Genomic DNA, 11929 nt, shown 5'->3' with positions numbered 1-11929 from the left:
CACGCTGTGCCCCGCAGTAGCGTACTTTGCAACCGGACTGCCTGCGGGCGGCCCGGCGCAACCCTGCCAGCAGCCTGGCAGTACAACGCCCAGCCTTCGGCCACGGCCGAGGCTATTTTTCCGCCCGCTTTTTTTCCTTCAATGACTTTTCTCCTCCGAATTACTTCCCTGCTGTGGCTGCTCCTATTGGCGGCTCTCGGCAGCACTACTCTTGCCTCCTGCGGCTCCTCTGACTCGCAGAACCAGACCGCCGGGCAAACGGCGGCCGACTCTTCGGTGACTAATGTGGCCGGCCCCCAGCCGCTGCTCGATAGCACGGAGGTTATCAAAGCCTTTCAGGCCGAGCCTAAATTCAAGGCTCAGTTACTCCCCGCCCGCCGCTTCTACCGGGAGCGGGGCTTCAAATTAGGCTGGTTTAAGGACCACCAGCCGGTGGCTCGGGTTAAAACCTTACAGGATATTATTGCTAAAGCTGGAAATGAAGGCCTGAATTCTAAAGACTACCAGGTTAAGGATATATCCAAGATGCTGGCCGAGCTGGAGAAGGTGCGTGGCGACTCCGTGCGCCGCAATGCGCTGGAGCGCCAGGTTGATATTGCCCTGACCGGAACGTATATGAAGTGGGCCAACGACTATTACCGGGGCGTGGCCAATCCGCACGATAAAAAGGATACCTCGTGGCTGGTCAAGCCCAATAAAATCAAGCTCAATAAGGCCCTGCTCACCTTCCTGGGTGAGCGTAAAAGCCGCTATAATTACTACGAGTTTGCCCCCCTTCACCCCGAGTACGACCAGCTGAAAAAGGCCCTCGCCACCTACCGCGCTCAGGAGCGCGCCGGCGGCTGGCCCACCCTTCCGGCCACCCTCAACCTGAAGCCCGGAGCCGCCTCGCCGGCTGTGGCCGCCCTGCGCAAGCGTCTGCTCGATAGTGCCGGTGGGGCCGCCGCCAGCACGCCCCCGGCTAACCCCGCCCAGCCCGGAACCCCGGCCGCCGCAGTTCCTGCCGCCCAGGTTTACGACCCCGAACTGGTGCAGGCCGTCAAATTATTTCAGCAGGATGCCGGCCTGAAACCGACCGGCATCGTCAGTGGCGAGACACTGAAGCAACTCAACGTGCCCATTGGCACGCGCATCGACCAGCTCATTCTGAACATGGAGCGCTGGCGCTGGCTGCCCAAAAAGTTTGAAGAAAATTACCTGTTGGTGAACATTCCCGAGTACACGTTGCACGTGATTGAGGGGGGCAAAGAGGCATTCAACATGCGCGTTATCGTGGGTAAAGTGCTGCACGAAACGCCGGTGTTCAGCGACAAAATGGAGTACGTGGTGCTGGCTCCGTATTGGAATGTGCCGTTCAGCATCATCGATAATGAGCTGCGCGATAAACTCGTGGCCAACCCCAACTACCTCGACCGCCTCGATATGGAGGTGGTGAAGGGCTACGGCCGTAAGGCCACCGTCATCGACCCGGCCTCCGTCGACTGGGCCAACGTGACGCAGGCGACGTTCAAATACACGCTGCGCCGCCGCCCCGGACCCAAGAATGACCTCGGCAATGTGAAGTTTATCTTCCCCAACTCGAACGATATTTACCTGCACGACACGCCCCACGACGAGCTGTTTTCGCAGAGCAACCGCAGCTTCAGCCACGGTTGCGTGCGCCTTTCCGAGCCCATCAAACTGGCTACCTACCTACTGCGCGACCGGCCCGAATGGGACCAGGCCACCATCCTGGACTCCATCGCAACCCGCCGCGAAAAGTACATTACCCTCAAAGAAAAGCTGCCCGTGTACCTAGTCTATTTCACGGCCTGGGCCGATGCCGCCGGCCATCCACACTTCCGCGACGACATCTACGGGCTGGATAAAAAGCTCGCCCGCGAGTACTTCGACTAGCCAAAACGCTGGCTCTGCACCCCCTCTGCGTGTGGGGCTGATGATTCAAAAGGCCCGATAACCGAGAGGTTGCCGGGCCTTTTTTCGTGCCGTTGGTTCAGGGGAATAAGCAAAAGCGAGAAGTTAAACCGGGTAGAAATCCCATCCCCTTATTGCATCGTTGCGCTGCGGAAATATTGCCACGAGACAGTGGCCGAGGCCAGTAACGAATTGTGATAATGCGAATCCAAGCGTACCAAGAAGGGCAATATTTACAACATTTGGGCTGATTACATTTGTTTTGGGTGGGGATGTGCCATGGCAAGCCCCATTTGATTTACAGATGTAAATACAGCATGTGACACTGGGCTTATACAATTGTAATCAATGCTTTTTAATTGGCGTTAATGCTCTCCTGATTTCAGGCGCTACATTTGTAACTAAAATCCCGACTATGGTTGAGCGCATCAGAACCCTATTAGAAAGCCGACAGCTTACGCCTACGCAGTTTGCCGATGTTATCGGCGTGGCCCGGCCCATTGTCAGCCACATTTTGTCGGGGCGCAACAAACCTAGCCTGGAAGTTGTCCAGCGCATCTTGGCCGCTATGCCCGATTTGGCCATGCCGTGGCTGCTGAATGGTACCGGGCCAATGTTGGCCGGCACCAGTGCTGCGGCAATCCTTTCCGTGCCATCGGAGGCTACAGCTATACCCGTTACGCCGGTTGCGGCAGCTGCACCAGTATCAGTTGAGGCTGCTGAGAACCGCCCAATTGTTATGGAAACGGCCGTGGAGGCCCCACCGGCACCTGTGCACGGTAATGAACATATTGAACAAGAGCCTGTTCGGTATGATATGCCCAAGGCGGTCCCACTACGAACCAGCATACCTGCTCCAGGTCGTACCCGGGTTATGCCCAAGCGCTTTGTAGCGAATGCAGCACCGATGGATGCGTTACCTCAACTTCCGGACAGCCTCCAAGCTCCAACCCAGCGCTTGGCAGTGACGAGCGAACAGGCCCCGGCAGCAGTTCCAGTTCAGGATACTACACCCAGCCCGCCTATTCCCACGCCCACCCCTACGGCAGACGTGTCTGATGCGGCAGCTACGCTTCAGCTGGTGCCGGCCAATGAAACGACTGGTGCAACTTTGGCTTCCGCTCTATTTGCTGGAGGCGACAAGCCCATCCGTCGGATTGTGATTTTCTATCGCGACGGTTCCTTTGCCGATTATCAACCCGAGTAGGTTGCGACTCCAATAGAAGTGCCGTTTTCCATTGCTGCAATCTCATTGCAGATGGTTGCTACCTGACCATGGCCAGGCGCGAGGACAGAATCTGCCAAGCTTAATTCGGCGTATATAATGCGTGTATACGCCAGTAAAACAGCGTCACGCAGGGTGCTTAGCAGGGCATTCCCTAGTACTTTATTTGGCCTTGCCATATTGGACGCTGCTATTGAAGCCCAAGTGATATTCAGGTTTTGAGCCTCCCTGCCTTAATTGGAGGTTAGGTCACTTCTGCAGCCATTGTTCAATTTGTCATGCGCTTGGGCTTCGCGCTTGGGTGCCCTCGTTGGTAGGGTTGTAATGAACTTAATGCTCTTGGAAACGGCAATATTTAATTGTATTGACTGCTAACTTTTGTAGGGCCAATTTTAACTGATTTGCTTTAATGTTTTTTATTTTCATAATATATTGTATTTCACCGAATTAAATTAAGCTAACGAAAGCAATGGTTTGATGGATTGAGTGGTGTGATGTAGAAGCTGGGTAGGGAATTATCGACTTTATAATCCCAGCTATTTGAGCAGTCGGACAGCAGATGTTACACCGGGTAGCTGCATGGTGCTGCTAATGAATTTGACATGGTGGCTAAAATAACCAACATGGTTGAGTACAATGTCAGGTTGATTGCAAACTAACGTGTGCTAACATAGTGAGACGGATTGTTGGAGCATGGGTTAGCTGCTGTAGGGCAGAATGGGAGTAGCGCCAACTGCTTTTGGATAGCTGAAAGCTGTGCCAGACGTAGTGGGTAAAGTATCCGTTGCGTTTGGGCAGGTAAGCAGGGGTGTTGTCAATTGTAAATGAAGGGTAGCTTGTTTTCTGCTCCCAAAGCATAGCCGGCAATAGTGCGCAAGAGCGGCCCGAAATACATAGGTTGTGCGGATGCCCTGCTGGTCGGGTTGTTCGTTTGGCGACCGTGGGCTACCTTCGTGGCATGAAACTGACCCGCACGAATCTTTGGTTGGCCGCCGCAACGGCCATGCTCCTGACGGCCTCTTGTGCCCAGGCCCCCGATGCCGCCGAGGCTGAGAAAGACCCTTCCGCTGACGCCGCTTACAAGCGTGCCCACCGTGCCGAAGGCTACCGCGAAGCCCAGCGTTCCAACGTGACCCGCAACTAAGGCCAGCGGTTGGCTAAGCCGCCGACCGTCCTGAAAAATAAAAAAGCCCCTGCCAAAAATTTGGCGGGGGCTTTTTCTGTGTCATCAGTTTTGGCCGTCATGGGCCAGGCAACTTGAAAGGCTTAGCGAGCGGCGGCCATTACCGGCGTGGGTACGGGCGCGGCGTCGAAGTTCGGCAGGCTGATACCGGCCAGCAGGTCGCGCTCCAGCAGGTCGGCCCAGGTGCTGAGGTAGAGCACCACGTCGTCGCGCTGGTTGTGGCGAAGGCTGTCGCGCCGCTCGAACGGGATAGCGGCCCGAATGGTGGGGTCGGAGATGCGCTCGAGGTGGGTGAGGTCGCGGCGCGAGAAGCCGAGGGCCAGCATTTCGTCGATGGTCTGGTCGATGGGCAGGCCGCTGGTGGGGCAATAGTCGGTAATCTGGCGCTCCCAGTCGCCGTAGCGCTGCATGGCGCGGGCATGGATTTCGGCTTTAGTGAGGCGCGTGACGGTTTGGGCGAGGTGGCCGCAGTTGCAGCTGCCCATGTGGCCCCACTGGTAGGGTGCTTGGGTGGCGAGGCGCTGGGCCGTATCGCGCAGGGCCTGAATGACGGGAAGCGTGGGCTGAGCCATATTAACGGAGGAATTATTCGCGGAAAAAGCAAGTAATCAGCCATAAAAAGCAGAAGGACCCGGAAAAAGTTTTCCGGGTCCTTCTGCTTTGTGTTGAATCTATTCGTCCGTAAAAAAGAACGTCATGCTGAGCGCAGTCGAAGCATCTCTACCGTGTAACTAATCCTGTCGATTGGATTACTCTTGCGGTAGAGATGCTTCGGCTGCGCTCAGCATGACACCCTAATAAAGACGTTGCTTAGAACGAGCCGCGGCGCGTGCCACCGGCATCGCCCCGGCGACGGCCGCCCAGGTCACCACCTTCGCGGTTGCCGCCCACATTCACGCGGGCCCCGCCGCTGCCGAAGCGACGAGCGGTATCGGACTGACCACTGCTGGCAGGTGCGGCCGGACGGCTGCGCTCGCCGCTGGGACGGCCACCGCCGGTGCGCTCGCCACTAGGACGCTCGCCGCTGGTACGGCCGCCACCCGAGCGCCCGCCGCCCTGGCCACCGCCGGAACGACCGCCGCCGCCATTACCGCCCTCGCGGGGGCCGGAGCGGGCCGGGCGACCAGCCGGACCCTTGGGCCGGATGATGCGCTCGTTGCCGTGCAGCATTACGGGTTTGATGCGGCCCGACACGAAGGGATGCTCAGCTTCCACGTCAATCTGACGGCTGATGAGCTTCTGGATATCCTGGAGGTAAGCGCGCTCCTCATCTTCCACGAAGGAGAAGGCGGTGCCAAAAGCGCCGGCTCGGCCGGTGCGGCCGATGCGGTGCACGTAGGTTTCGGGCTCGTTGGGGATTTCGTAGTTGATGACGTGGGTCAGTTCGTCCACATCGATGCCGCGGGCGGCGATGTCGGTGGCCACCAGCACGCGGGTGCTGCCGGCTTTGAAATTCGACAGGGCGCGCTGGCGGTGGTTCTGGCTTTTGTTGCCGTGAATGGCTTCGGCCTGTATTTGATTCGCGGCGAGGGCTTTCACAACCTTATCAGCTCCGTGCTTGGTGCGGGTGAAGACGAGGACACGCTTGATGCCTTTGTCCTCCAGAATGTGGCGGAGCAGGGCGGGCTTGTCGTTGTTTTCAACCAGGTATACCGATTGGGTAACGGTGTCGGCGGTGCTGCTGACGGGCGTTACGGCCACGCGCACGGGGTTGGGGCGTAGGATGGTGCTGGCGAGCTCCTGAATCTGGCCGGGCATGGTGGCCGAGAAAAATAGGGTCTGGCGCTTGGTGGGCAGCTTGGGCAGGATGCGCTTGATGTCGTTGATGAAGCCCATGTCGAGCATGCGGTCGGCTTCATCAAGCACGAAAACTTCTACCTGACGCAGGTCCACGAAGCCCTGATTCATGAGGTCGAGCAGGCGGCCGGGAGTGGCGATGAGCACTTCTACGCCGCGCTTGAGGGCCTGTACCTGCGGGTGCTGGCCCACGCCACCGAAAATAACGGTGTGGCGAATCTGGCTAAGATGGCGGCCGTAGGCACCGAAGCTTTCGTTGATTTGGATGGCCAGCTCGCGGGTTGGCGTGAGCACGAGGCAGCGAATGGCGCGCGGGGCGTGGTTAGCAACCTGCGCCGTGCGGTGCAGCACTTGCAGGATGGGCACGGTAAAGGCGGCCGTTTTGCCGGTGCCGGTCTGGGCCACGCCGAGGAGGTCTTTGCCTTCCAGAACGTGGGGAATGGCCTGCTCCTGGATGGGAGTAGGGGTAGTGTAGCCTTCTTCTTTGAGGGCTTTGAGAATGGGGTCAATCAGATTTAAATCGTCAAACGTCATAGGTTGGCTTTAGTACTGGGTACTTGGGTATCGTGTTGGCAGACAGTGGTCCGCGCAATAAGTGGTTGGGCCTGCGCCGTAGCATAGGCGGGCATGTCCACGCCGGACGAGGCCAGGCGTGGGCGGGGTTGATGGCTCGTCGGAGGCCGTCAGATTCCCTGAATGAAGAGGAATTGGGGTGAGGTGCGCTTACTTCGCGGAGACAGCCGAGGCGCGGGGCTTTGCCCGACGCAGCCGGGCAGCGGGCTGCTCCGACGGCGGCCCTGGTGACAACAAAGGTACAACACACAAATCCGACGATGCAGATTATCGAGCGCACCCGGGTCTTCAATGGCCACTACAAAGTCAACCAGCTAATCGTTCAGGACGGCGAGCACCAGCTCCGGCGCGAGCAGTTCGCGCCCGGCAAAGCTGTAGCCGCGCTAGTCTACGACACGGCCCGGCAGGTGTACGTGCTCACCCGCCAGTTCCGCATCGGCCCGGAAGCGGAGATTCTGGAAATCGCCGCCGGCATGATTGATGGCGACGAAGCGCCCGAAACGGCCGTGCGCCGCGAGATTCACGAGGAACTGGGCTACGAGGTAGATAAGCTGGAGGAAATTGTGTGCATCTGGCCCTCGCCGGGCACCAGCTCCGAGGAAATCACCGTGTACCACGCCGAAGTGAGCCACCGCACCGGAGAAGGTGGTGGGCTGGCCGAGGAGCACGAGAACATCGAAATGGTGGAGCTGAGATGGGAAGCGCTGGTAGCGGAGCCGCTGCGGGATGCGAAGACGGTGATTGCCGTGCAGTGGGTGCGGCTGCGGAAATAGGTGTTCCGAATATTCGTACGGCTGAGTTCCTTGGGGCAAATAAGCTGAAATTAACTATTGGCTTTTGGAAGGCCTTTGCCAGGGCGTCATCGTCTCGGCATTCAATAAAAGTGCCTCGGCCAACGGGCTGACGGATAAATCAACGAAGCGGACGCCGTAGGATATTTCCTGTGGCGTCTCCACCTCGCGGCTGCCGAAGCTGATGACGCGGCGAAGTCGCTGGGCATTGCGCCAGTCGCGAAGGGCTACGGCGTTGCCGAAGGCGAAAGCATTGGCCGGGATGCTGTAGCCCAAAATCAGCGGGCCGCTGTCGACATCGCCCTCGCTGGTTTCGTATTTGCCAGCCCGCTCGTGGTAGAGGCGGATGACGCCGAAGTTGGTGCTGAAGTGCTGCTGGTAACGTTGGTATTGCTCGGCGGCGTAGGCGGGGGCGAAGCGGTAGAGGAAGAAGATGCTCCAGCCCAAGTGAGAGCCGCGCGGCTCTTCGGCCGCCTGGTGGCGGGTGGCCGGCTTGGAGAGCAGCAGCCCAGTGGTAGGGTCGGAAAGATGCTGACGGGCGTAGGTTACCCACTGCTGGCAGAAGGCGCGATAGCGACTGCCCGTCAGGTCGCTATGGAGTTGCAGTGAGGCCAGAGCTACGGTATTGTCGGGCACCCATACTCCGCCGGGATACGATTCGAGGCAGTGGTTGGGCGCGCTAACGAGCCGGCGGTGCAGGCTGGCAGAAAGAGAGTCGTGTAACGTTTTATAAGGAGAATTAGGGTCGAGCAGGCGGTGGCAGCCCAGCATCAGGTTGAGGTGGCCCAGGTAGAGCACAGAGGTTACCGAATCAGCTGCGACGGTGGCAGCTGAGTTGCGGAATGCCTGGGCGATATTGCCAGCCAGCATTTTGCCAATAGCCAGCTGGGTGTATTGTGCGGCTTCGCGGCGAAAGCTGCTGTCCAGTTGCGCCATATTTGTGAACGCATACGCTGAATAAGACATCGAGAACAGCGACCATTCCGCATTGCCCAGCGCATTTAATTCGGCCGCTTCGCCCTCGGGTGCCTGGATAATACGCTCCAGATAATGGGCTTTTTGACGCAGTTCGGTCGGGGCCGGGTATTGGTAAGCCGGCCGACTGGACATAATAACTACTCCCAGCAGCAACACAATGAAAACGAGGGCTGCTTTGCGCTTCATGCTGATTCGACTGGTAAGCGGAGTATGAGGAAATAAAAAAACAGGGCGACATCCGCCGCCGCGAATGTCGCCCCATCGAAGCGAAAAGAAGATATTGCGGCTACTGCGCCGCCGGCAGTTCCAGCGTGTAATCAAACGTCTGGTAGAGCTTCGCGTCGCGGATGCTGACGTTCAGCTCCTGCGGGTCCATTTTGGGGAAGGGGATGACGGCTTTGCCTTGGTAGAGGTCGCGGCCGAAGAAGCGGCCGGTGGCGGGGGCCAGGGTTTGGGTGAAGACCTCCTTGCCGGCTTTGTCGGTGGCGGTGAGGGTGAGGTTGGACATTTCCACGCCTTTGGGGCCCTGGCGGTGCACGATGACCACCAGCGCGCCGCCGGCCGGAATGGCGGCCACGCGGCGCTGGTAGGTGGTATCGGCCCAGTCGTGCAGCTTTTTGAGGGCCGTGAGCTCGGTGAGCATGTCGGAGTAGGAGCGGTAGCCGAGGCGGGTGAAGGAGCCGTCGACATCCTGCTCATCCTCGGTGTTTTTGGTTACATTCTTCACGTAAGGCGACTCTTCGTCTTTCTGGGCGAAGGTGTAGCGCTTGCGGCCTTTGGCGGCTTTGCCGGTGGGCTGGGCCAGGGCGGCTCCGGCGCACAGCAGGAGCAGGGCCACAACGAAGAAATGACGGGCCAGACGGGGTAGAAACTGCATAATAAGCGGTAAAATGAGGAACGAAATAAGGTGAGGCTAACCAACCGATAATTGGGGGAACAAAGAAACGGAAACCCGGCCGAAATCTGGCAAAATGCGGACGGGGCAGAATTGGACTGCGCAATTATTGCCAAGCGTGATTTAACCTTAATGCGGCCGTAATCAAGACTTAATAGAAGAAGTGGACCTTTGAAAGCAGGATTTTCACTGGTTATAACCATTCCTGCTATGTACTTCCCGGCATTGATTTCGGGGCTGCGCCGTTTGGGGCGATGGCTCGTGTACGAGTTGTTTCAACTGGCCTTGTGGGTGGCGTATGCGCTGCACACGCTGGGCAGCCTGCGCTCGGCCCTAGGGGGCGAGTTTGGCCGGCGCACGGCGGGGCCGGCCATCCGGCCGCGCCGCTCGGTGGGGCCGGCGCGTGGAGGACGTTTCACCCAGTCGGCTGCCGCATGAGCGTAGCAACTGTTTTGGTGCCCGAAAACCCGCCGGTTGTTCCCGCCCGCCCCGCCGCCCGCCGCAAGCGCCGGGTGCAGGTGGCCGTCATATCCGATGTGCATTTGGGCACGTATGGCTGCCACGCCACCGAACTGCTACGCTACCTCAAGAGCATCCGGCCGCAGGTGCTGGTGCTTAATGGCGACATTGTGGACATCTGGCAGTTTAGCAAAAACTACTGGCCGCCGGCCCACATGCGCGTGGTGCGCTACCTGGCCGGCCTGGCTGCCAAGGGCGTCAAAATCCATTACCTGACCGGCAACCACGACGAGCTGCTGCGCAAATTCGCCGGTCTGAAGCTGGGCAATTTCCGCCTCGATAACAAGCTGGTGCTTGACCTGCCCCACGGCCGCACCTGGCTGTTTCACGGCGACGTGTTCGACGTGACCATGCGGCACTCGCGCTGGCTGGCCAAGCTCGGCGGCCACGGCTACGATTTATTGATTTTGATAAATCGTTTCGTGAATTACCTACTGGCAAAGCTGGGCCGCCCCCGCGTGGCCCTGAGCAAGCTGGTGAAGGAACGGGTGAAATCGGCCGTATCGGCGGTGAGCAACTTCGAGGAAACAGCCGCCGCCATCGCCGCCGATGAAGGCTACCGCTACGTGGCCTGCGGGCACATTCACCAGCCCGAAATCAAGACCCTGCATACCGAAAAAGGGGAGGTGATTTACCTGAATTCCGGCGATTGGGTGGAGAACCTGACGGCGCTGGAGTACACGGCCGAGGCCGGCTGGCAGCTCTATTATTATAATAACGACCCGGCCATGCAACAGGCTGTGGAAACGGAAGCAGCAGACGCCGCCGAGGAGCTGGCCGATGCCAACCCGGCGCAGCTGCTGGAAGGATTGTTGGCCGAGTTTAAGATTAAGGCGTAAACGACGCAGTTGCGTTGAACAACAATAAAGAACGTCATGCTGAGCGCAGCCGAAGCATCTCTACCACGACAGTAATCAATGGCATTGCAACGAAGTGGTAGAGATGCTTCGGCTACGCTCAGCATGACCGGCCAGAATTTAGAATCAATAATAAATGTCCCGAATTCTCTACGCCATCCAGGGCACCGGCAATGGCCACCTCAGCCGCGCCCTCGATGTGGTGCCACTGCTGCAAAGCCGCTGCGAGCAGCTTGATGTGTTGGTGAGCGGCCCGCCCGCCGATTTGCCGCTGCCTTTTGACGTGAAATACAAGGCGCAGGGCATGGGCTTCATGTTCGGCAAAAAGGGCGGCATCAACTTCGTGAAGACCTTCGCGCAGTTCAACTCGGTGAAGTTTCTGCACGAGGTGCGGCACCTGCCGGTGGAAGAATATGATTTGGTTATCAGTGACTTTGAGCCGGTGAGCAGCTGGGCTTGCAAAATGCGGCATGTGCCCTGCATTGCCCTCAGCCACCAGAGCGCCGTGCTGCACCCCGCCGCCCCGCGCCCCGACCGCGAAGACCCGGCCGGCCGCGCCGTGCTGAAGCACTACGCGCCGAGTACGGACCAGTACGGCTTCCATTTTCAGCGCTATGCACCGGAGATTTCCACGCCCGTTATCCGCCAGCAGGTGCGCGAGCTGAGCCCGACCAATGAGGGCCATTACACGGTGTACCTACCGGCCTACGAAGAAGAAATTCTGGTGGAGCGGCTGCAGCACCTGAGCCGTAGCATCCGGTGGGAGGTATTTAGCAAGCACAGCCACGAACCCGCCGAGTACGGCAACGTGCGGGTGTGGCCCGTGAGCGGCCCGGCCTTTCTCGACAGTCTGGCCCGCTCGGCCGGCGTGCTGTGCGGCGCGGGCTTTGAAACCCCCGCCGAAGCGCTCTACCTGGGCAAAAAGCTGTTGGTGATGCCCATGAAGCAGCAATATGAGCAGCAGTGCAACGCCGCCGCGCTGGAAAAATTGGGCGTGCCCGTCATCAAAAGCTTCAAGGACAAAAACCTGGATAAGGTGGACCAGTGGCTGAATCAGGACCAGGTGATTGCCGTTGACTACCCCGACCAGACGGCCGCCGTAATTGACCAGTTGCTGCGGGAGCAATTGCCGGGCAATGGTGTTGGGCCGGTACACCATAAGAAAGCGCGTCACGCGTGGCGTGATTAATTCCATCC

The 11929-nt window shown here is 58.8% G+C and carries 11 protein-coding genes; 7 read left to right on the top strand and 4 right to left on the bottom strand.

The window, feature by feature from the left end; translation table 11 throughout:
- The first annotated feature begins 141 nt into the window (after positions 1-141).
- From ACYU70_RS04575 to ACYU70_RS04565, 3 genes are all read left to right on the top strand, one after another.
- Positions 142-1896: a L,D-transpeptidase family protein gene (locus ACYU70_RS04575; protein WP_342296341.1), complete on the top strand. Its 1755-nt coding sequence runs from the start codon at positions 142-144 to the stop codon at positions 1894-1896.
- Between the two features lie 337 nt (positions 1897-2233).
- Positions 2234-3121 carry a helix-turn-helix domain-containing protein gene (locus tag ACYU70_RS04570; protein WP_342296340.1) on the top strand — a complete coding sequence of 296 codons (888 nt, stop codon included), beginning with the start codon at positions 2234-2236 and terminating at the stop codon, positions 3119-3121.
- 976 nt (positions 3122-4097) lie between these two features.
- A complete protein-coding gene (locus tag ACYU70_RS04565) occupies positions 4098-4283 on the top strand; it encodes a hypothetical protein (RefSeq protein WP_198068736.1) in 186 nt (61 codons plus the stop codon).
- 122 nt (positions 4284-4405) lie between these two features.
- Here ACYU70_RS04565 and ACYU70_RS04560 read toward each other — a convergent pair whose 3' ends face one another.
- Positions 4406-4894, bottom strand: a complete 489-nt coding sequence (locus ACYU70_RS04560) for a hypothetical protein (RefSeq protein ID WP_342296339.1) — start codon at positions 4892-4894, stop codon at positions 4406-4408.
- Between the two features lie 238 nt (positions 4895-5132).
- A complete protein-coding gene (locus tag ACYU70_RS04555) occupies positions 5133-6653 on the bottom strand; it encodes a DEAD/DEAH box helicase (RefSeq protein WP_342296338.1) in 1521 nt (506 codons plus the stop codon).
- A 299-nt stretch (positions 6654-6952) separates the two neighbouring features.
- Between ACYU70_RS04555 and ACYU70_RS04550 the strand changes: the two genes are divergently transcribed.
- Entirely contained in the window at positions 6953-7465 is a 513-nt protein-coding gene (locus tag ACYU70_RS04550) for an NUDIX hydrolase (RefSeq protein WP_342296337.1), read from the top strand.
- A gap of 54 nt (positions 7466-7519) precedes the next feature.
- Here the strand turns inward: ACYU70_RS04550 and ACYU70_RS04545 are convergent, their stop codons facing one another.
- Both ACYU70_RS04545 and ACYU70_RS04540 read right to left on the bottom strand, forming a co-directional pair.
- Positions 7520-8647 carry a hypothetical protein gene (locus ACYU70_RS04545; RefSeq protein WP_342296336.1) on the bottom strand — a complete coding sequence of 376 codons (1128 nt, stop codon included), beginning with the start codon at positions 8645-8647 and terminating at the stop codon, positions 7520-7522.
- Positions 8648-8747: 100 nt separating this feature from the next.
- Complete coding sequence (locus ACYU70_RS04540; protein WP_342296335.1) at positions 8748-9338, bottom strand: hypothetical protein; 591 nt, start codon at positions 9336-9338, stop codon at positions 8748-8750.
- 228 nt (positions 9339-9566) lie between these two features.
- On the opposite strand from ACYU70_RS04540, the gene ACYU70_RS04535 reads away from it, so the two are divergent.
- The 3 genes from ACYU70_RS04535 to ACYU70_RS04525 all read left to right on the top strand — a co-directional run bounded on the left by ACYU70_RS04535 (position 9567) and on the right by ACYU70_RS04525 (position 11921).
- Positions 9567-9794: a hypothetical protein gene (locus ACYU70_RS04535; protein ID WP_342296334.1), complete on the top strand. Its 228-nt coding sequence runs from the start codon at positions 9567-9569 to the stop codon at positions 9792-9794.
- Positions 9791-10714, top strand: coding sequence for a UDP-2,3-diacylglucosamine diphosphatase (locus tag ACYU70_RS04530; RefSeq protein ID WP_342296333.1), 924 nt, complete (start codon positions 9791-9793; stop codon positions 10712-10714). Before ACYU70_RS04535 ends, ACYU70_RS04530 begins: the two co-directional genes overlap by 4 nt.
- Positions 10715-10868: 154 nt before the next feature.
- Positions 10869-11921, top strand: coding sequence for a glycosyltransferase family protein (locus ACYU70_RS04525; RefSeq protein ID WP_342296332.1), 1053 nt, complete (start codon positions 10869-10871; stop codon positions 11919-11921).
- The last annotated feature ends 8 nt before the right edge of the window (positions 11922-11929 follow it).

The sequence above is a fragment of the Hymenobacter segetis genome, assembly GCF_054776495.1.
This window is presented reverse-complemented; position numbering and strand designations above follow the sequence as displayed.